Source organism: Thalassobaculum sp., from assembly GCF_040219615.1.
Classification (GTDB): Bacteria; Pseudomonadota; Alphaproteobacteria; order Thalassobaculales; family Thalassobaculaceae; genus Thalassobaculum_A.
Genome location: NZ_JAVJSE010000010.1, coordinates 130,491 through 150,984, shown reverse-complemented (window position 1 = coordinate 150,984; position 20,494 = coordinate 130,491). Strand labels below are relative to the sequence as shown.

The 20,494-nt window shown below is 72.2% G+C and carries 16 protein-coding genes; 10 read left to right on the top strand and 6 right to left on the bottom strand.

Features of this window, described 5'->3' with window-relative positions; all coding sequences use genetic code 11:
• Nucleotides 1–162: 162 nt before the first annotated feature.
• From RIC31_RS05385 to hemH, 4 genes are all read left to right on the top strand, one after another.
• Nucleotides 163–1,167, top strand: coding sequence for a quaternary amine ABC transporter ATP-binding protein (locus RIC31_RS05385; protein ID WP_350103930.1), 1,005 nt, complete (start codon nucleotides 163–165; stop codon nucleotides 1,165–1,167).
• A gap of 5 nt (nucleotides 1,168–1,172) precedes the next feature.
• Entirely contained in the window at nucleotides 1,173–2,132 is a 960-nt protein-coding gene (locus tag RIC31_RS05380; RefSeq protein ID WP_350103927.1) for an ABC transporter permease, read from the top strand.
• Nucleotides 2,133–2,225: 93 nt separating this feature from the next.
• A complete protein-coding gene (proX, locus tag RIC31_RS05375) occupies nucleotides 2,226–3,263 on the top strand; it encodes a glycine betaine/L-proline ABC transporter substrate-binding protein ProX (RefSeq protein ID WP_350103924.1) in 1,038 nt (345 codons plus the stop codon).
• A gap of 179 nt (nucleotides 3,264–3,442) precedes the next feature.
• The gene (gene hemH / locus RIC31_RS05370) at nucleotides 3,443–4,507 is read left to right on the top strand and encodes a ferrochelatase (protein WP_350103919.1); all 1,065 of its coding nucleotides are present in this window, start codon (nucleotides 3,443–3,445) and stop codon (nucleotides 4,505–4,507) included.
• A gap of 34 nt (nucleotides 4,508–4,541) precedes the next feature.
• On the opposite strand, the gene RIC31_RS05365 is transcribed toward hemH, so the two are convergent.
• The 3 genes from RIC31_RS05365 to RIC31_RS05355 all read right to left on the bottom strand — a co-directional run bounded on the left by RIC31_RS05365 (nucleotide 4,542) and on the right by RIC31_RS05355 (nucleotide 8,639).
• Nucleotides 4,542–6,290 (bottom strand): mechanosensitive ion channel family protein, encoded by a 1,749-nt coding sequence (locus RIC31_RS05365; protein WP_350103916.1) that lies wholly within the window; start codon nucleotides 6,288–6,290, stop codon nucleotides 4,542–4,544.
• Between the two features lie 113 nt (nucleotides 6,291–6,403).
• Nucleotides 6,404–7,789 (bottom strand): cell envelope integrity protein CreD, encoded by a 1,386-nt coding sequence (gene creD / locus RIC31_RS05360; RefSeq protein WP_350103913.1) that lies wholly within the window; start codon nucleotides 7,787–7,789, stop codon nucleotides 6,404–6,406.
• Nucleotides 7,790–7,904: 115 nt separating this feature from the next.
• On the bottom strand, nucleotides 7,905–8,639 hold the full coding sequence (locus RIC31_RS05355; RefSeq protein WP_350103910.1) for a calcium-binding protein: 735 nt from the start codon (nucleotides 8,637–8,639) through the stop codon (nucleotides 7,905–7,907).
• A 149-nt stretch (nucleotides 8,640–8,788) separates the two neighbouring features.
• On the opposite strand from RIC31_RS05355, the gene RIC31_RS05350 reads away from it, so the two are divergent.
• A complete protein-coding gene (locus RIC31_RS05350) occupies nucleotides 8,789–9,658 on the top strand; it encodes an EamA family transporter (protein WP_350103907.1) in 870 nt (289 codons plus the stop codon).
• 3 nt (nucleotides 9,659–9,661) lie between these two features.
• Here RIC31_RS05350 and RIC31_RS05345 read toward each other — a convergent pair whose 3' ends face one another.
• Complete coding sequence (locus RIC31_RS05345; protein WP_350103905.1) at nucleotides 9,662–11,365, bottom strand: hydantoinase B/oxoprolinase family protein; 1,704 nt, start codon at nucleotides 11,363–11,365, stop codon at nucleotides 9,662–9,664.
• Between the two features lie 11 nt (nucleotides 11,366–11,376).
• On the bottom strand, nucleotides 11,377–13,485 hold the full coding sequence (locus RIC31_RS05340; protein ID WP_350103902.1) for a hydantoinase/oxoprolinase family protein: 2,109 nt from the start codon (nucleotides 13,483–13,485) through the stop codon (nucleotides 11,377–11,379).
• A gap of 184 nt (nucleotides 13,486–13,669) precedes the next feature.
• On the opposite strand from RIC31_RS05340, the gene RIC31_RS05335 reads away from it, so the two are divergent.
• The gene (locus tag RIC31_RS05335) at nucleotides 13,670–13,879 is read left to right on the top strand and encodes a DUF3185 family protein (protein WP_350103898.1); all 210 of its coding nucleotides are present in this window, start codon (nucleotides 13,670–13,672) and stop codon (nucleotides 13,877–13,879) included.
• An 83-nt stretch (nucleotides 13,880–13,962) separates the two neighbouring features.
• The gene (locus tag RIC31_RS05330; protein ID WP_350103895.1) at nucleotides 13,963–14,928 is read left to right on the top strand and encodes an OmpA family protein; all 966 of its coding nucleotides are present in this window, start codon (nucleotides 13,963–13,965) and stop codon (nucleotides 14,926–14,928) included.
• Nucleotides 14,929–15,116: 188 nt separating this feature from the next.
• Here RIC31_RS05330 and RIC31_RS05325 read toward each other — a convergent pair whose 3' ends face one another.
• Complete coding sequence (locus RIC31_RS05325; protein ID WP_350103893.1) at nucleotides 15,117–15,344, bottom strand: YMGG-like glycine zipper-containing protein; 228 nt, start codon at nucleotides 15,342–15,344, stop codon at nucleotides 15,117–15,119.
• Nucleotides 15,345–15,563: 219 nt separating this feature from the next.
• Here RIC31_RS05325 and RIC31_RS05320 point away from each other — a divergent pair, with 219 nt between their 5' ends.
• From RIC31_RS05320 to RIC31_RS05310, 3 genes are all read left to right on the top strand, one after another.
• Complete coding sequence (locus RIC31_RS05320; protein WP_350103889.1) at nucleotides 15,564–16,628, top strand: SGNH/GDSL hydrolase family protein; 1,065 nt, start codon at nucleotides 15,564–15,566, stop codon at nucleotides 16,626–16,628.
• 128 nt (nucleotides 16,629–16,756) lie between these two features.
• Nucleotides 16,757–19,510: a hypothetical protein gene (locus RIC31_RS05315; RefSeq protein WP_350103887.1), complete on the top strand. Its 2,754-nt coding sequence runs from the start codon at nucleotides 16,757–16,759 to the stop codon at nucleotides 19,508–19,510.
• A 109-nt stretch (nucleotides 19,511–19,619) separates the two neighbouring features.
• Nucleotides 19,620–20,489 carry a sulfotransferase family protein gene (locus RIC31_RS05310; protein WP_350103885.1) on the top strand — a complete coding sequence of 290 codons (870 nt, stop codon included), beginning with the start codon at nucleotides 19,620–19,622 and terminating at the stop codon, nucleotides 20,487–20,489.
• Nucleotides 20,490–20,494 lie beyond the last annotated feature (5 nt).

Sequence of the window (20,494 nt, the reverse complement as noted above, 5' to 3'; positions counted from 1 at the left end):
TCAAGAGGCGTTTGCGGCAATGCGCGTGATGGCGCCGGGTACTGAGAACGGAGAACGGTCCTAATTTTGTCGAGTAGAGCAGACCAGAATCAGATTACTCCGAGAATTCAGGTCGATGGACTCGTAAAGATATTTGGCGATCGGCCGGAACCGGCGCTGGAAATGCGTGAATCCGGACACGATCGGGACGAGGTCCAGGCCGCGACTGGTCAGGTCGTGGCCGTCGACGACGTTTCCTTCGATGTGCCGGAGGGGGCGTTCTTCGTGGTGATGGGCCTGTCCGGATCCGGGAAGTCGACCCTGATCCGCTGTCTGAACCGCCTGATCGAGCCGACCGCCGGCCGGGTGCTGATCGACGGGGAGGACGTGACGGCGCTCGATGCCGGCGCCCTGCGGGAATTGCGGCGCACCAGGATCGGCATGGTGTTCCAGCACTTCGCCCTGCTGCCCCACAAGTCCGTGCGCCAGAACGTCGAGTTCGGCCTCAAGATCCGCGGCAGCGCCGCCGAGGCGCGCCGCGCCGCCGCCGACGAGGCGCTGGACGTGGTCGGCCTGGCGCGCTGGGCCGACTACCGGCCGAGCGCGCTGTCAGGCGGCATGAAGCAGCGCGTCGGGCTGGCCCGCGCGCTCGCCTCGCGGACCGAGATCCTGCTGATGGACGAGCCGTTCTCGGCGCTCGACCCGCTGATCCGCCGCGACATGCAGGACGAGATGCTGCAGCTGCAGCGCCGATTCCGGAAGACCGTCGTCTTCATCACCCATGATCTGCACGAGGCCCTGCATCTCGGCGACCGGATCGCCATCATGAAGGAGGGCCGGTTCGTCCAGGTGGCGACGCCCGAGGACATCGTGCGCGCGCCCGGCGACCCCTATGTCGCGGCGTTCACCCAGGACGTCGATCGCGGCCGGGTCGTGACCGTGGCGACACTGATGCGCGAGCCGGTGCCGAAGCACCGCGCGGCGGCCGAACCGGTCGCCGCGGGCGCGCCGATCGCCGAGGCCTATGCCGCCTGCGGCGAGGGCCTGCCGGTGCCGGTGGTCGACGAGGCCGGGCGCTGCGTCGGTGCCCTGCATCCGCAGGACGTGTTCGCCGAACTGTGCCGGGTGCCGGGGGCCGGGCCGCCAGACGCCGGGGCGGCGGCCGACCGGCCGGCCGCGGCGGGGTGACCGTCATGGCCGATCCGCTACCCCGCCCGTCCGACCTGCTGACCCTGCCGCTCGACGACTGGATCGAGTGGCTGGTGAAGGACCAGATGGTGCCGCTGCTGCGCCCGGTGTTCCAGGCGCTGCAGTGGCCGGTGAACCAGATTCTCGGCGGCTTCGAGGTCGCCCTGCTGGCGATCCCGTTCCTGGTGTTCCTGGTGGCCGGCTGCGCCGTCGCCTGGCGCGTCGCCGGCCGCAACGTGGCGGTCTTCACGGGCGTCGCGCTGGTGTTCCTGGATCTGGTCGGGATCTGGGAGGAGAGCATGACGACGCTCTCCATGGTGCTGACCGCCGTGCTGTTCTGCGCCCTGGTCGGGGTGCCGCTCGGCATCTGGGCCGGCCGCAGCGACCGGTTCGCCGCCGGCATCCGCCCGGTGCTCGACATCATGCAGACCACCCCCGCCTTCGTGTACCTGGTGCCGGTGGTGATGCTGTTCGGCGTCGGCATGGTGCCGGGGGTGATCGCCACCATCATCTTCTCGATGCCGCCGATCATCCGGCTGACCAACCTGGGCATCCGCCAGGTCTCGGGTGATCTGGTGGAGGCCGGGCACGCCTTCGGCGCGACCCCGCGGCAGATCCTGTTCGAGATCCAGATCCCGCTGGCGCTGCGCGCCATCCTGGCCGGGCTGAACCAGACCCTGATGCTGTCGCTGTCGATGGTGGTGATCGCCGCCCTGATCGGCGCCGAGGGCCTGGGCCTGATCGTGTTCCAGGGCATCGGCCGGCTGGACGTCGGGCTGGCGGCGCTCGGCGGGATCGGGATCGTGCTCATCGCCATCGTGCTCGACCGCCTGACCCAGGCGGTCGGCGACGCCAACGGCGAACCGCGCAGCTTCCGGGCGCTGTTCGCGAAGCTGGCCGGCCGGCGGCCCGCCGCGGCCGACGAGGCCGATCCGGCCGGCGAACCGCATTCGCGCGGCGCCTGAGCGGGGCGCCGCCGCGATCCACCGCCGGTGCGTGCCACAGCGCCGGCTCCCGCTCGACAACCGAGGCACCGAGAACCGGAAAAGGAGGTTCACATGCGTTACGGAACAGCGGTGAAGGGCATCGCCGCAACCGCGATCGCGGCGGCCCTGTTCGTCTCACCCCAGGATGCGGCCGCGGCCGGCCCCGGCGACGGCGTGACCGTCACGCCTGCACGCGCGACCTGGGATACCGGCTGGTTCCAGACCGCGATCTACAGCCAGGCGCTGGAGGCGCTGGGCTACGACGTCGGCCAGCCGAAGTCGCTCGACAACCCGGTCTTCTACCAGGCGGTCGCCAGCGGCGACGTCGACTTCTGGGTCAACGGCTGGTTCCCCCTGCACAACAGCTACGAGGACGATTTCGGCAAGGGCGCCGAGACCGTCGGCTACGTCGCCAAGGGCGGCGCCCTGCAGGGCTACCTCGTCGACAAGGCGTCGGCCGACAAGTTCGGCATCGAGAGCCTGGAGGACTTCAAGCGCCCGGACGTGCGGGAGGCGTTCGACAGCAACGGCGACGGCAAGGCCGACATGGTCGCCTGCCCGCCCGGCTGGGGCTGTGAACTCGTGATCGAGCACCAGCTCGACGCCTACGACCTGCGCGACAGCATCAACCCGATCAAGGCCGGCTACTCGGCCTCGATGGCCGACGCGATCGGGCGCTACGAGGACGGCAAGCCGATCCTGTTCTACACCTGGACGCCGAACTGGACGGTCGGCCTGCTGAAGCCCGGCAAGGACGTGGTCTGGATCGGCACGCCGTTCCCCGCGCTGCCCGACGACCAGAAGAAGTACGAGGACATGACCACGGTCGAGGGCGTCGAGGGCTGCGTCGCCGATCCCTGCAGGATGGGCTGGCCGGCCAACGACATTCGCCCGGTGGTCAACAAGGACTTCCTGGAGGAGAACCCGGCGGCCGCCACGCTGTTCAAGGTGGCGCGCATCCCGCTGCAGGACATCTTCGCGCAGAACGCCAGGATGTTCGAGGGCGAGGACAAGCCGGAGGACATCCAGCGCCACGCCAAGGAGTGGATCGAGAGCCACCGGAAGACCTTCGACTCCTGGATCGAGAAGGCCGAGGCGGCGTCCTCGTGACCGCCTGATCCCGGCGCGAACCGACCCGCAAGCGGAGCGGCGGTGCCTGGCGGCGCCGCCGCCTCTGCGCTGGCGGGCCGATGGAGCCGGCCGCGTCCTATCGCTGCGATCGGCGTTCGCGATTGACGCCGACGCCCGAAGCGCACATGTCGTGTCGGCCCGAGAGGAGAGTGCCGACCATGGCCCTGCGCACCGTCACCGCCGTTCCCGGCGTGCCCGACCACCCGACCGTCCGGCTCGGCCGGCTCGGCGTCCTGCTGGTCAACCTGGGGACCCCGGACTCGACCAGCATCCCGGATATCCGCCGCTATCTGGCGGAATTCCTCTCGGACCGCCGGGTGATCGAGGTCAACCCGCTGCTGTGGAAGCTGATCCTGCACGGGGTGATCCTGCGCATCCGGCCGCCGAAGACCGCCGAGGCCTACCGGGCGATCTGGATGACCGAGACCGACGAGTCGCCGCTGCGCTTCCACACCCGGGCGACCGCCGAGGCGCTGCAGGCCCGTCTCGACCCGGACGCCGGGACGGTGCGCGTCGACTGGGCGATGCGCTATGGCAACCCGGCGATCCGCGAGCGCATGCAGGCCCTGCAGGACGAGGGCTGCGACCGCATCCTGGTGCTGCCGCTGTACCCGCAATACGCAGCGTCGACGACCGCCACCGTGGTCGACGAAGTGTCCCGCCATCTGCGCGCGACGCGCTGGCAGCCGGCGGTGCGGACGGTGCCGGCGTTCCACGACGACCCGGCCTATATCGAGGCGGTGGCCGCCGGCATCCGGGCGCACCTGGCCACCCTGGACTGGGAGCCGGAGGTGATCCTGGCGTCGTTCCACGGCCTGCCGAAACGCTACCTGACGATGGGCGACCCGTACCACTGCCACTGCGCCAAGACCGCCCGGCTGGTGCGCGAGCGGCTGGGGCTGGACGCCGACCGGCTGCGGCTGACCTTCCAGTCGCGCTTCGGCCGCGAGGAGTGGCTGCGGCCCTACACCGACGAGACCATCGAGACCCTGGCCAAGGCCGGGGTGAAGCGGATGGCCGTGGTGATGCCGGGTTTCGTCGCCGACTGCGTCGAGACCCTGGAGGAGATCGCCCTGCAGGCGCGCGAGACCTTCGAGCATGCCGGCGGCACGCATTTCACGGCGGTGCCCTGCCTGAACTCGGGCGCCGACGCGATCGGCCTCTACGAAACCCTGGTCCGCCGCGAACTGGGCGGCTGGTGGGACTCCGCCGACCGCGGGTAGCGCGCCGCCGACCCGCGATCCGGTCGCGCTGCGTTCAGGCCGGCGCGTCGGCGGCCGGCGCCGGACCCGACAGCGCGATGGCGATCGGCGCACTGCCCGGCTCGAGCACGGTGGTGCTCGTCGGGAAGGCGAAGTCGATGCCCTCCTCCGCGAAGCGCTGCAGGATCCGCAGGTTGATCCGGTCGTGCGCGGCCTTGAACTCCCAGAACTCCGGCGGGTGGAACCACGTGTAGGCGACCAGGGCCAGGTTGTCCGCCGCCAGGTCCTCGAAATAGATCCGCGGCGGGCGGTCGGCCCAGCTCCCGGCGTGCTCGTCGAGCACCTCGCGCAGGACGGCCAGCGCATGTTCGACCGTCGCCGGTGGCGTGTCGTAGGTCAGGCCGAGACGGATGATCCGGCGAATACTCGGGCGCCGGGACACGTTCACGATCTCCACCGACGCCATCTTCTCGTTCGGGATCGTCGTCAGGGTGCCATTGAGCTGGCGGATCCGGGTCGAGCGCAGCCCGATGGTCTCGACCACGCCCTCGTGGCCGAGGACCGAGATCAGGTCGCCGGCCCGATAGGGCTGGTCGAAGAAGATCATCAGGCTGCCGAGGACGTTCCGAAGCGTGTCCTGCGCGGCCAGCGCGATCGCCAGGCCGCCGACGCCGACGCCGGCGATCAGGCCGACCAGCGGCAAGCCGATCTTCTCGCCGCCGAGCAGGATCAGGGTCACGGCGAAGACCATGCCCAGGATGCGCGAGCACAGTCGCAGCACCTGGGCGTCCAGGGTGCCCTCGGCGACGCGCGGCGAGGCGATCACGAGCTCGGCGGCCGACACGCAGGCGACCCAGGCGATCCAGGCGCCGACCAGGTGCATCACGGCTTCGGCGCCGATCCTGATCGGCGAGCCGAGCGCCTCGTTGACATGTATGACGCCGTTGGCCACGACGGCGCCAAGCGGCACCAGGACGACGATCGCGACCGGCACCACCAGCCGGACCAGCGACGCGCCGACGGCGGACCGGTCGCCGATCCGCCGCCGCAGGCGTCCCGAGAGGTGGTAGGCGAGGGCGATCAGGGCCGCGATCAGCGCCACCAGGGCCGCCAGCGCCAGCAGTTTCCAGACGACGAGACCGAAGACGCTCGACTTGAGCCAGCCGGGCAGGTTCTCGATCGCCCTCGGGGGAATCAGCACGCCGCCGATCAGCTGGCGGATCTCGACGAAATCCCGCGTCGGCACGGTACGCCGGTAGGGCAGGTGCCTGACCAGGGCGTAGTCGTCGGCGGCCAGATTGACCGTGTCGCCGCTGAACAGGTAGTCGCCCCGCCGCTCCCCGTCCGTGACGCGGACCATGGTGATGTTGGTGCCGGGCACCAGCCAGCGCTCGGGCGGGTTCGCGCCGGCGACCGCCTCCGGCCCCGGGATCGCCTCGGCCGGCGGCAGCTCGATGCGGGACAGGATCTCGTACAGATAGACACTGGCCTCGACGGCGACCTGGTCGCGGGTCGCCGGCGCGATGTCATGGAGATCCAGGACCCGGAAAGCCGTCCGCCGACGGGCGTTGAACGCTGCCTGCAGGTGGGCCAGCGTCGGGTCGACATAGTAGACGTCCCGGTAGAACCGGCCGACCGCGTCGCTGCTCTCGAGGAACCCCATCAGGGTCGCGCGCGGGCTCGATGTGTCGACCGGCTGCAGGGGGTGCCCGGTTGCGTCCGGCGATACCGTCTGCTGGGCGGCCGCCGGGCCCGCCGCCGCGAGCAGCAGGCACAAGAGGGCTCGGACGACGTGCTTGATCATGGCGACCCTCGTTGCGGGAGCGGAGCCTGGGCCCCGGCGGCGACGGAGCCGACGATTCCTAGCACGCGGGCAGGCCGCGCGTGGTCGGCAATTCGAACCGATACCCCGCTCTCTCAGGTAGCGACGGGTTCGGCGGGTCGACGGTTCAGCCTGCGGGTCAGCAGCATCGCCAGGCCGATCGCCGCGAACAGCCCCACCGAGCCGGCGACCAGGGCGGTGTCCTCCAGCCGCAGCAGCCCGTATAGCCCGGCATACAGCCCCGCCAGCAGGCCGCCGAAGACCAGGGACAGGCGCAACTCGGCCAGCACGGCGCGGGCATAGAGCCCGGTCTGGGCGACCACCCCGGCGGCGCCGAGCGCGTAGGCCGCGGCAAAGCCGAGCAGTTCGGACAGCGACAGCAGCAGCAGGAAGAAGCAGGCGACCGAGGCGCCGGTCAGCAGGTAGTGCAGCCAGTGCAACGGTCGCCGGAACACGGTCTCCAGCAGCACGAACGCCCCGAAGGTGTAGAGGGCGAACAGCATGCCGTATTTCAGGGTCCGCTCGGTCATCCGGTACGGGTCGACCGGCTGCACGAGGGCGACTCCGAAGGCCGCTGCTTCCAGGGTCGCCAGCCCGTCGGCTGCGGCCGGGCCGGATCCGGTAGTCCAGCTGGACGGGGTGCCGCGGCCGAACGGGCCGATCTCCCAGGTCGCCTCGAACCCGTCGGTGGTGATCTCGTGGCTCGCGGTGGTGCGGCTGCCGGTGAAGCTGGGATGCGGCCAGGGCGACCGCATGGCCACCGTGGTCGACCGGCCCGACGGCGCCAGGTGGAACTGCCCGGTGCCGCGCAGGCCGACCGTCAGGACGAAGCGTCCGTTGGCCTCGTCCGAAAGGACGGCCGCCGGCAGGGTCGCCGCGATGGCCTGGTCGCCGAGCACCGTCTTCGCCGCGGCGGCAAGGTCGGGGTCGACCGGCACGGCGGTCCCGTTCCAGCCGGCCTCCGGCGTGCCGACGACGCCGGCAGCGTCGGCCATCCGCAGCGCCAGGACCGGCGGCCGCAGGCCGACGCCGGCCTGTCCGGCGAAGTCCTCGCGGGCGAATCGGCCGCCGATCGTCGCGGTCGCTGTATAGACCGGTACTTCGAACAGGCCGCGGTGCCGTGTCTCGGTTTCCAGCACGACCGCGACGTCGAGCTCCCTGGGCGAGATCACCCGGTACGCGGTCTCGGCCCGCAGCGTGTCGCCGCTGCCGGACACCCGGTCGACCGGCACGATCAGGAACGGGCCGGCGAGATGCTGCGCCGGCCCCCACAGGGCGCCGACCGCGTCGCGGGCGACGTTGCGCATCCATTGCCGCTCCGCGACCAGGCCGTCGACCTGCTCGAGGGCGACGAGGAAGCCGATCAGCATCGCCGCCAGACCGAGTGTCTTGGTGGTACGATCGCGGGACAGGAACGCCCGCAGCCGCCGTGAACCGGTCGCCTTGCCGGTCGTGCCGTCCGTTCCGGTGTTGGTCGTCATCCTCGCTCCTCCCTGGCTGACCCGGCCGACGATCGCCGGGTGGCGTGGCCAGGTCGGGGAGGGAATGCGGCCGGTGGGCGGCGAATGACGGCGTCGGCGCGGCCGGTGCCTTCGGCTAGAACCCCGCGACCGCGATGTCGTCCGGGTCGGCGACGCCGATCAGGGTGATGCGGGTGCCGGTGGACAGCCGCAGCATGGCGTCGTCGCCCAGGTCGGTCCGGATCGCGACGGAGGTACCGGCGGCCAGCAGGATCTGGTCCTCGGCGACGTCGAAGCCGTGGATGGTATCGCGGCCGTCGTTGGCGTCGGAGTAGACGAAGGCGTCGCCGCCGAGCCCGCCATACAGCAGGTCGTCGTCGCCGCCGCCGGTCAGGCGGTCGGCGTCCTGGCCGCCGTACAGGGTGTCGTCGCCGCTGCCGCCGTCCAGCAGGTCGTCGCCCTGGTTGCCGTAGACCAGGTCGTCGCCGGCGCCGCCCGACAGGCTGTCCTGGCCGGCCGGGATCCACAGCCGGCCGTCGCGGAACACGAAGGTCTCGGGGGAGTTCATGCCGCCGACCAGGGTGTCGTTGCCGGCGCCGCCCGACAGCAGGTCGTCGTCCTGGCCGCCATAGATCAGGTCGTTGCCGGTGCCGCCGTCGATGGTATCGAGGCCGACATTGCCGTACAGCACGTCGTTGCCGGAGAAGCCCGACAGGATGTCGTAGCCGTCGCCGCCGAACATCAGGTCGTCGGCGGTGCTGCCGCTCAGGCTGTCGTCGTCGGCGGTGCCGACATAGGTGGCGTCGAAGTCGACGGTCACCTGCGTCGTCGTCTCTGCGACGGTCGATGCGAAGGCGGTGGTCGGGGGCATGACGGGCTCCGCGGCTCGATTCCTGTTCGTTCTGAGGCAAGCAAGAAGCGGTCCAACACACGCTGAGCCCGCCACATGCTATTGAACGCGACACAGGCGCAGTTCCGTCGCTCGAAGCCGGCTGCCTGATTTGCTTGAGGGGGGCGGGCATGCCCGGTGACGCGATCACGCTGGCCCTGCTGTCGGCCGTGTTCTTCGGATCGGCCCTGGTGCTGACCCCGTTCGGCCTGCGGCACCTGGCACCGCTGCAGGCGGCGGCGGTCAGCGTGCCGACGACCGCGGCGGCCTTCCTGCTGGTCTCCCCGCTGACGGTCGACTGGCGGGCGGCGGCGTGGCCGGCGGTGCTGGTGTTCGCCGGGGTCGGCCTGCTGTTCCCGGCGACCGTCACGATGCTGACCTTCGCCGCCAACCGGCGGCTGGGACCGCATGTGACCGGCGCGCTCGGCAACCTGACCCCGCTGTTCGCGGTGCTGCTGGCCGCACTGCTGCTGGGCGAGGTGCCGGGATGGCGACAGGCCGCCGGCATCATGGTGGTGGTGGCCGGGGCGACGGTCCTGGTCCTGGGGTCGGCGCGCAGCGCCACGGTGCCGGCCGGGGCGGCGCTGCTGCTGCCGCTGGCCGCCGCCCTGGTGCGCGGCCTGGTGCAGCCGGCCGTCAAGATCGGCTTCGAGACCTGGCCCGACCCCTATGCCGCCGCCACCGTCGGCTACCTGGTGTCGGCGGCGGTGGTGACCGGCTTCGCGGCCGCCCGCGGCGGCCTGCCGTCACCGCGCGCCGACCGGGCCGGCATCCTGTGGTTCGCCGCGGTCGGACTGTGCAACGGGGCGGCGGTGGTCACCCTGTACGCCGCCCTGGCGCGCGGCCCGGTGGCGCTTGTCGCCCCGCTGGTCGCGACCTATCCGCTGGCCACCCTGGCGCTCGGCGCGCTGGTCCTGCGCGGCGTGCGGATCGGCCCGCGGGTCGCCGTCGGCGTGGCGGTCACCGTCGCCGGCGTCGCCCTGCTGCTGGCCGGCCGCTGACCCTCAGTCGTCGCCGGCCGGGGCGGCATCCCAGCCGTACACCGCCCTGGCCTGCTCGGGGCTGACGAAGCCGTCGCGGACGTCGATCGCCAGTTGCGCCCGGTCACGGGCCTCGGGGTCGCCGAGGCCGCCGCCGCCGGGCATCTCGATGATCACCTTGTCGCCGGCCGGGATGGTCTGCCGGCCCTTGCCGCGGAACGACGGGCCGGAGGCCAGGGTCAGCCTGCCGGCGGTGCCGTCCCGGCCGCCGTTGCGGCCGCGCGGGGCGTGGATCACGCGGTCGAACATGCAGTTCATGGCGAACGGCGCGCCGTCGGCATGGGCGATCTCCATGACCTGGCCGAGGCCGCCGCGCTGGGCGCCGGGGCCGCCGGAGTCGGTCCGGTACTCCTTCTTCCAGAAGATCAGCGGGGCGATGGTCTCGTTGACCTCGACCGGGGTGTTGCGCACGCCGGACGGGAAGGCGGTGGCGTTCAGGCCGTCCTTGCCGGGCCGGGCGCCGGTGCCGCCGGCGTGGAAGGTGTTCATGGCGAACGGCCGGCTGTCGCCGTAGTCGCCGTCGGCGATTCCGTGGCCGCCCAGCAGCACCGGGTTCCACAGGCAGCTGGTGCCCTCGGCCGGTACCCGGTCGGGGATGATCTGGTTCAGGCAGCCCAGCACCACGTCCGGCAGCATCTGGCCGATCACGTGGCGGGCGGCGACCGCCGACGGGTGGGCGGCGTTCAGGATCGTGCCCTCGGGGGCGGTGACCCTGACCGCGCCCAGCGACCCGGCGTTGTTCGGCACCCGGCCGCCGATCACGCAGCGCACGCCGAAGCTGGCATAGGCCTGGGTGTAGGTCAGCGGCACGTTGATGCCGTAGCTGGAGGTGCCGGAGGTGCCGGCGAAGTCGACCGCGATGCCGTCGTCGCCCACGGTCAGGGTGCCGACCAGGTCGATCTCCCTCTCGTAGCCGTCGATCCGCATGGACTGCGACCATGTGCCCTTCGGCAGCTTGCGGATCTCCTCCAGCATGCCGGCCCGGCTGCTGTCGATGATGTGGCGGCCGAGCTCGTCCAGGTCGGCGAGGCCGAACTCCCGCATCATGTCGACCAGCCGGCGCCCGCCGACCTCGTTGCAGGCCATCAGCGAGTAGATGTCGCCCTCGACCTCGACCGGGTTTCGGACGTTCACCCGGATCACCCCCATCAGGCCCTCGTCGACGGTGCCGCCGGCGGCCAGCCGCATGATCGGGATGTTGATGCCTTCCTCGTAGACCTGCCGGCCGTCCGGCCCGAAGCCGCGGCCGCCGACGTCGACCACATGGGTGGTGCAGGCGAACAGCCCGACCGGCCGGCCGTCCAGGAAGGTCGGGGTGACCACCGTGAAGTCGTTCAGGTGGCCGGTGCCCTTCCACGGGTCGTTGGTGATGAACACGTCGCCCTCGGCCATGGTCGCGACCGGGAAGACCTCCAGGAAGAACCCGACCGAGGCGGCCATGGCGTTGACGTGGCCGGGGGTGCCGGTGACGGCCTGGGCCAGCATCCGGCCCTGGATGTCGAACACCCCGGCGGAGATGTCGCCGGCCTCGCGCGCCGAGGTGGAGAACGCGGTGCGCACCAGGGTCTGGGCCTGCTCCTCGACCACCGAGAGCAGCCGGTTCCACTGGATCTGCATGTGGATCTGGTCGAGGGCGGTGCGGTTGGCGGGGGCGGGGCTTGCGGTCATGGCGTTTCTCCTCAGGCGCCGCGTCGGCCGGTCGTGGGCCTGGCGGTCAGCACCAGATAGCCGAGCGGATTCACCGACACGTCGAAGGGCGAGGTGACGACGGTGGTGGTCTGGTCCTCGACGATCAACGCCGGGCCGGGCACGGTGGCCCCGGGCACCAGGTCGTCGCGGACGTAGATCGCATAATCGACGCTTTCCTGCAGGTCCGGGTCGAACACGCTGCGCGAGCCGACCGGCCTGGGCGCCGGGGCGTCCTTCGGGATCGCGGCCGGGGCCGCGGCCGGGACGATCGGGGCCGAGACCGTGAGGGTCCAGCTCAGGATCTCCGGCTCCTGTCCCGGAATGGTGCGGCCGTACAGGTTGACGTACTCGGCCTCGAAGGCGGCCCGGATGCGGCCGGCGTCGGCCGCGGTCAGGGCGCCGGCCGGCAGCGGCACGCTGATCTCGTGGCCCTGGCCGACATAGCGCATGAAGGCGACCCGGGTCTCGCTCAGGCCCTCGGACCCGGCGCCGGCTGCGACGATCGCCGTCGCCTCCTCGGCCATGCCGGCCAGCAGGGCGTTGACCGCGCCGGCGTCGAACTCGGACAGCCGGAGATAGCGGCTGCGCACCACCTCGTAGGAAATCGGCGCCCGCAGGAAGCCGATCGCCGACCCGACGCCGGCGCCGGTCGGCACCACCACTGTGTCGATGTCGAGCTTCTCGGCGAGTCGCGCGGCGTGCAGCGGGGCGGCGCCGCCGAACGCGATCATGGCGCGGGCGGTGATGTCCTTGCCCCACTCGATGGCGTGCACGCGGGCGGCATTGGCCATGTTCTCGTCGACGATCTCGGCGATCGCGAAGGCGCCGAGCCGGCCCTCCAGCCGCATCGGCCCGCCGACCGCGTTCGCGACCGCGTCGGCCGCCGCTTCGACGTCGAGCTTCACCTCGCCGCCGGCGAACCGGGCCGGGTCGATCTTGCCGAGCACCACGTCGCCGTCGGTCACGGTCGGGCGGGTGCCGCCGCGGCCGTAGCAGGCCGGGCCCGGCTCGGACGACGCGCTCTCCGGTCCGACCAGCAGCCGGCCCATGGCGTCGACATGGGCGATCGAGCCGCCGCCGGCGCCGATCTCGACCATCTCGATCGCCGGGATCCGGACCGGCAGGCCGCTGCCCCGCAGGTTGCGATAGACCCGGGCGACTTCGAAGGTCCGGGTGGACAGCGGCGCGAAGTCGTCGATCAGGCAGATCTTCGCGGTGGTGCCGCCCATGTCGTAGGACAGCACGTCGCGCAGGCCGCATTCCTTGGCGATCTCGGTCGCCAGGATGGCACCCCCGGCCGGCCCCGACTCGACCAGCCGGATCGGGAAGCGGACGGCGGTCTCCAGCGTGGTCAGGCCGCCGCCCGAGGTCATCAGCAGGAACGGGCAGCGATAGCCCCGGTCGCGCATGCGGGCGTCGAGCTCGGTCAGGTAGCGCGCCATCTTGGGCTGGACGTAGGCGTTGGCGCAGGCGGTCGACTGGCGCTCGTATTCGCGGATCTCCGGGCAGACCTCGCTCGACAGGGTGATCGCCAGCTCCGGGTAGGCCGCGGCCAGGATCTCGGCGACCCGGCGCTCGTGGGTGCCGTTGGCGTAGCTGTGCAGCAGGCCGATCGCCACGGCGTCGATCTTCTCCTCGGCGATCCGCGGGATCAGGGCGCGCACCGACTCCTCGTCGAGCGGCACCAGCACCTCGCCGCGGTAGTTCAGCCGCTCGCCGACCGACCAGCGCAGGTAGCGCGGCACCAGCGGCGGCGGCCGGTCGATGCCGATGTCGTATTGCTCGAACCGGTTCTCCTGGGCCATCTCGACGCTGTCGCGGTGACCGGCGCTGGTGATCAGCGCGGTCTTCGCCCCCTTGCGCTCGATCAGCGCGTTGGTTGCCAGCGTGGTGCCGTGGATGATCAGGCCGACGCTCTCCGGCGCCACCCCGGCTTCCGCCACCGCCTTGTCGACGCCGGACAGAACGCCGATTTCGGGCGCCTGCGGGGTGGTCAGGACCTTCGCGGTGACGCGCCTTGGTCCGATCTCCAGGGCGACGTCGGTGAAGGTTCCTCCCACGTCGACGGCGAGACGCGGGGCGGTGCTGGACACAGTCATCGGGGGAGCCGTTGTTGCGGTGCAAAAGAAGCCGCCAAGGTTCTCGATCCGAGCCGGCTTCGTCAATGGGCGTTTGGCGATCCTGATCGGAACCGTCCGCGCGCTCGGTTGTTTATGGGATGACCGCGGACGGGGGGAGCGATCTCCCGGCCCGCGATCAGCAAGACCCAATCGGGAGGTCTCGATGCACCCCCAGCGACTCGTCGGACTGGCTCTCGTCGCCGCCGGCGCCGTGCTTGTCGGCCTCGGCCTCAACGCCACGGATGCGCCGATGGCCCAACTGACCGAGGCGGTCACCGGCAGCTACCCGGATCGCACGATCTGGCTGCTGGCGGGCGGCGCTGCGGCGCTCTGCGTGGGCTTTGTGCTGACGGCAGGGCGCCGCGTGCGCTGAACGCCCGGGCCCTGCCACCGGGTCCGGTCACCGGACCCCGACCACTGTAGATCCGTCTACTGAAACGACCGAAAGGACTGACCATGCGCAAGACCCTGATGTATGCCCTGCCGGTGACCCTGGCGATCGGCACCGCCGCGGGCGGCTTCGCGACCGGGAGTGCCGATGCGGCGACCCTGTTCCCGCTGTTCCCCAACGTCGAGCAGGTCCGGGCCAGCAGCCCGAACGGCACCGGCTTCGGCGGCACCCTGGCCAAGGAATACAAGGACCTGTCGCTGTTCGAGGCCGACGACATGGGCGACTGGAAGGACGCCGAGTTCTTCGCCGGCAAGAGCCTGCGGTCGGGCGGCGGCGACGTGCCGATGCCGACCGAGCCGGAGAAGTGGGACATCCAGGATGCTTCCACCCGCTCCGAGCTGCAGACCGCCCGCACCGACCTGGTGAGCGTGCTGGACGCCGGTGGCCGGGAGAAGGCGCCGACCGAGGCGGCGGTTGCCCAGACCCGCTACGACTGCTGGGTCGAGCAGGAGGAGGAGGGTCACCAGTTCGACCACATCGCCGCCTGCCGGGCCTCGTATCTGGCGGCCATGGAGGCCCTGCGGAACGCCATGAAGCCGACCAACGTCACCTATGAGACGGTCCAGGAGGAGGTCGCCCGCGACACGGTGTACTTCGACTGGGACAAGGCGAACATCCGTGGCGACCAGCAGGGCGAGCTCGATCGCTTCCTCGACGAGATGCGGAAGATCGAGCCGGTGACCCTGTACATCGAGGGCCATGCCGACACCTCGGGCCCGCAGGACTACAACGACGACCTGTCGCGCCGGCGGGCCGAGAGCGTCCGCGCCGAGCTGCTGCGCCAGGGCATGACCATCGGCGAGATCAAGGATCTCGACATCCAGGCCAGGGGCGAGAACGACCCGGCCGTGCAGACCGGCGACGGCGTCCGCGAGGAGCGCAACCGCCGCGTGGTGGTAATCGCGACCGGCCAGACCACCCAGGAGAAGACGGTCAAGGTCGACCAGAGCGCCTCGGTGACCAAGCAGTAGTCCCGCCGACGCTGCGACCGAACGACCAGGGCCCGCCGGGAAACCGGCGGGCCCTTTCGCGTGTGAAGAGAGGGGATCGGCCGGCCGATGCGGGGCGCTTCCGTACGGACAACCGGCGCAAAAAAGAACCGGCCCGCCGAGAGGGCGGGCCGGGAGGAGCTGGGGAGGATGACGTCGGGCGGGCGGGATTACTTCTTCTTGGTCTGGTCATAGATGTAGCCGCCGGCGGCACCGACCGCACCGCCGATCACGGCGCCGCAGGAGACGCAACCACCGGTCAGCAGGCCCGCGGCGGCGCCGGTGCCGGCGCCGAGGGCGCCGCCGGAGAGGGTACGTTGCTGGGTGTCGTTCATGCCCGAGCAGCCACCGAGCGCAAGAGCGCCGGCCAGGGCCGCGGGGAGCAGCAGACGTGTCATGGCTGTTCTCCTGATCGTCGTGACGCAACCCGGCCGGACTCGGCGCGGGTCTGGAAGGGGAAACTCGGCAGCCGGCGGAACGGTTCCCCGGCGGCCCGCTCGATCGGTGTTTTCTTGCGGTGGCTCCGCCGCCTGGCCTAATGTCCGCCAAAGGTCAGGAGACACCGGATGGCATTGCAGAACGGTGCACGACCGAAGACCCGGTCGACGGCAAGCGTCGTGACCGTATCCGTTGCCCTGCTCATCGCGTTGGTCGGTCTCGAAGCCATCGTTCGTCTGCTCGACGGCGTCGGCTTCACCGCCCGGAACTACGTGGCGGACAGGCTGTCCCTGGTCGCCGGCGGCTATCCCGGGGTCTACGATCCGGAACTCGGCTACGTCCCGACACCGGACTACGACGGCATGCCGGCGGCCTGGAACGCGCGGGTCACCATCGGCCCGGGCGGGCTGCGCCAGAACGCGCCGGGCGAGCAGACACCGGTTCCCGCGGCCGTGGTCGCGGTCGGCGGGTCCTATACCTTCGGCGACGAGGTCTCCGACGCCCACACCTGGCCGGCACAGCTGCAGGGGCTGCTCGATCAGCCGGTGGCGAACGGCGGAGTGTTCGGCTACGGGATCGACCAGGCGGTGCTGCGGGCCGAGAAGCTGGCCGCGGCGCATCGGCCGCTGGCGCTGGTCCTGCTGTTCTCCTACGACGACGTCCGGGCGGCCCAGCTGCTCCAGCGCACCGGCATGGAAAAGCCCTATTTCGACGTGGTCGACGGCCGGCTCGAACTCCGGAACCGGCCGCCGGCCCGGAACCGGCCGCGGGTCGAGCAGGTCGGCGCGGTGCGGGCGGTCCTCGGCTACAGCTATCTCGTCGACTGGCTGGCCCGCCGGTCGGGCGCCACCGCGTGGTGGTATGCGCCCGGGTTCTCGGAGGTGCGGGCGCATGCCGAGGGGCTGCAGGTCGCCTGCCTCCTGATGCAGCGGCTCGAGGCGCTGCAAGACAATACCGGGGCGTCGGTCCTGGTGGTCGCGAACTACCCGCCGCGCGACCTGACCACCCCCGACGACCCGCGGTCCGTCGAGGATCTCGGTGGATCGGCCCGGTTGCTGGAATGCGCGAAGCGCAACGGCCTGACCACGCTCGATACCCTGTCGGCGCTGCGCGCCCGCTATCGCGCCGACCCCTCGGCCTTCATCGGGCAGTACTACGTCCACGCGGTTCCGTCGGCGGCCGGGCATCGGCTGGTGGCGGAACTCGTGGCCGATGCGCTCGCCCGCCTCTACGGTGGCGGATGAGCGAGGCCCGGTCGGCGCCCCTGACGGCGAGTCGGCGCGGGGGGCTGATCCTGGCGGCGGCCGCGCTCGCGGCGGCTGCGGGCGTGTGGTTGGCGGTCCGTCATGGCAGTGACGGGTTCTCCGGACGGATGCTCCTGCTCCCGGCAGCGCTCGGCTGGGCCGGGCTGACCCTCGGCCTGGCTCTGGCTGCCCGGCGGCTGTGGCGGCCGCGCGACGGGCTCTGGCAGCGGCCGCTGTTGACGCTGCCCCCGGTCGAGCGGCCGGTCTACGACGTGACCGCCGGCCTGACCGATGCCGCGGTGCTGGGGCTTGCAGCGGGACTCGGCGCTGCGCTGGCGTTCGACCTCGGGGCGCTCGGCATGCTCGGGACCGCGCTGGCGGTGGCGGCGGCCCTGGCGGTCGCGACCGGGCGCGAGGCCGAGGGGCTGGCGCGGGCGGTTGCCGGGCTGGCGCCGCTCGGTCCGGCTCTGCTGTCGGTGGCGTCGGCGCGGACCGCGGTCAGCGTGGTGGAGTCCGGCGCGACACAGGCCTATCCGTGGTTTCCGGTCTGGCTGGCGGTGATTCTCGCGGTAGCCGGCTGGGCCGTCGTGCACCGGCTCGGCGCGGAGCGGGCGGCGCGTCCGGTGGCGATGCTGTGGGTCGGCCTGCCGCTGGCCTGGCTGCTGGTGGCGGACCTGCCCGGCGGCTTGGGACCGTTCGATCTGCGCGTCGAGGGCGAGACCCTGTCGGCGGCGTTCGCCGCGCTCGACGGGCGCTGGCCGTGGACCGAGCTATCGGTGATCCGCGGGCCCTGGGCCGACGCCGGCCGGGCGCTGGTCGGCATGCTGGTGTTCGATCCGACACGCTGGGGAGCGGTCGCCGGGCAGCAGATGGTGCTCGGCCCGATGATGCTGGCCGGCAATGCCGCGCTGTTTGCCTGGCTGTTCGGCTGGCGTTGGCCGCATGCCGCGCTCGCGACCCTGGTGGCCTGCCTGGTCGATCCGGCGCGCGGCGGCATGCTGCTCCTGTGGGCGCCGACCCTGGCGGCGCTGGCGCTGCTGCTGGTGCGCGCCACGGTGCCGCGCGCGGCGCTGCTGGTCGGGCTCGCGGCGGCGCAGGTGGTGCTGGTGCCGGCGGCGGCGACGGCGGCCGCGGCGGTCGCCGCCACGGTCGTGCTGCACGACCTGGTCGCCGGTCCGGCAGGTGGTCGCCGGTTCCGGCGCACCGTGCTGTGCGGGGCCTGGGCGGTGCCGCTGGCCGCGGCGATCGCGACCGCCATGACCGCGACCGAAGCCGGCCGCCTGCTGCAGCCGCTGGCGCTCGGGATCGACGCCGCCGGGCTGGTCGACCGGCTGGACGGCTTCGGCGGTGCCGCCGCCGGCGACGCGCTTGCGGGGTCGCTGCCGGCCGGGGTGGCGCTGGCGGCGATCGCGGCGGTCGCGGGCTGGGGCGTGGTCGCCCGCCGTCCCCTCGGTCCGCGCGACTGTGTGACGCTGGCGGCCGGGCTGTTCGCCCTCTCGGCGCTGCCGGGCGCCTTCGGCGGCGATCCGGTCGGGCTGGCCCAGGCCGTCGCCGTCCCGGTGGCGGTCGCGGCGGTGCGGCTGCTCACGGTCGTGGAGGCGGCGGTTCCGCACCCGCGGGCGATCCGCTGCCCGGCGATCCTGGTCGGGCTGCTGGTCACGGTCGTCGGTGTCGCGGTCTGGCCGCGCGGCGGCGTCGCAATCGACCCCGAGACCGTGGTCCGCCGCCTGCGCCCGACGGTGGTCGCCGACCGGCCCCAAGGCCTGCTCGGCTATGCCGGGGCCGACGCGGTCGACCCTGCGGTATTCGACGGCTGGCGCCTGCTGCTCGAGGGCTGGGTGGCGCCGGGCGGCCGGGTGCTCGACCTCAGCGGCCGGCCGGGCCTGTTCCATGTGCTTCTGGGTTATCGTCCGACCGGCCGGTTCCTGCATGCCGGGCTGGCCTTCCGGGCCGCCGACCAGGCGGCGCTGGCGGCCGAGCTCGAGCGGGCCAGGCCGGAAGCGGTGGTCCTGCCGACGGCGCGCGACGCCGACGGTGTCCCGGCGACCGTTCGTCTGCACCGGCTGACCGGCGCCGTCCTGAACCGCTACGTCCCGGTCGAGGCGTTCCCGGACGGCGTGCTGTTCGTGCCGCACGGCACCGACCTGGCCGACCCCGCCCTGTATTCGCGGGTCGCGGCCTGCGACTGGGGCGCGGTTGCCGCGACGCTGTCGCTGCCGCCACCGACGGAGGGACCGCAGGAATGGCTGGCGCGACAGGTGTCCGGGCCCGAGACCGTGACGTTCAGCGGCCGGCTTTCCGCGCCGACGGCCGGTGGCGGCATCGAGTTGCTGGTGGCGCTGCTGGACGGCCGCCCGATCGCCGACGAGGTGCCCTCGGGTGGCGCCGACGGGACGTTCCGCATGACGCTGCAGGTGCCGCGGGAGGCCGGCCGGCGGGTTCGCCTGGCGGCCGCCATGGCCGACGGCAGCCGGCGCCCGATCGAGGCCGGTCCGGCGATCGCGTTCGAGGGTGCGCCCGGCGCCGAGGGCCCGGCGGTCGGCACCATCGAGACCCGCGAGATCGCCGTCCACGACGGTGTCGCGCTGCTTGCCCGTCTGCCGATCGACCGGGCGGCACGCGCGCGGCTCCGTCTGGTCGCCGAGGGCGGCGACTCGGGCCGGCGGCTGCACCTGAGCGATCGCCCGCCATGGTCCCGGGACGTCGTCGGCCCCGCCATCGAATTCGGCGTGCCGGCCGCGACCCGGGTGGCCGTGCCGGTCGCGGCCTGCCCGCAGTGGTGGGGCTACGGCGACGGTCCGCTGTTCCTGTGGAGCGGGGACGGCCGGCCGGTCTCGGCGTCCTGGGAACTCGGTCCGGAGACCGCCGCCGCGGCCCGGTGAGGCGGGGCCGCTCGCAATGCGCTTGCGGGCCAGGCCCGGCCACCGCTAGACAGTGAGCCCCGACAGCCGGACCGGGCCGGACGGCCAGCGGATACGCCAGAGGACGCGAATGAACCGAGATCTCGTTGCGGAGCAGCGCAGACTGAGTTCGCTGCCGATGTTCTTCGTCGGCGGGCTGCCGCGTTCGGGAACGACCTGGGTGCAGCAGCTCCTGAACGCGCATCCGGCGCTGGTCTGCCTGGGCGAGTCGCATTTCTTCAACGACCTGGTCCCCACGCTGACGCGCGCGGTGGAGCTGTACGGCCAGCGTCGGGCAGAGGGCCACGACACCTGGGCTCCGACCGTCAGGGGACCGGGTAGCGCGATGCTGGCGCCGATGATGCACGCCGCCTTCGTCGCCCTGGTCCAGGCGAACCTCGACGGCCGCGACACCGCCGGGCTGGTGGCGATCGGCGAGAAGACCCCCGACAACATCATGAGTCTGGGGCGGATCTGGAGCACCTTGCCGGGGGCCCGTTTCGTGAACGTGATCCGCGACGGCCGCGACGGCGCGGTCTCCGCCTATATCCGCTTCCGTACGAAGCTGCCCGCCGAGATGACCCAGGAGGACTACTGCCGCGCCTATGCCGAGGGCTGGACCAAGCGGATCCGGGATGCCCGCGCGCTGGGCCGCGGGCGGCGCTACCACGAGGTTCGCTACGAGGCGCTGCACACCGATCCCGACAACGCGGCCGGCGAGCTGTTCAGGTTCCTCGGTGCCGACGGCAGCCCGGAGTCGGTGCGGACCGCCCTGGATGCGGCCAGCTTCGAGCGGCTGTCCGGCGGCCGCAAGCGGGGCCAGGAGGACTCGGCCTCGCACTATCGCCGCGGCGAGGTCGGTGGCTGGGCGGAGGTGCTGACCCCGGCCGAGGTCGAGGCTTTCGAGACGATCGCCGGCCCGCTGATGGACGAGCTCGGCTACGCGCGGGCCGCCGGCTGAGGCAG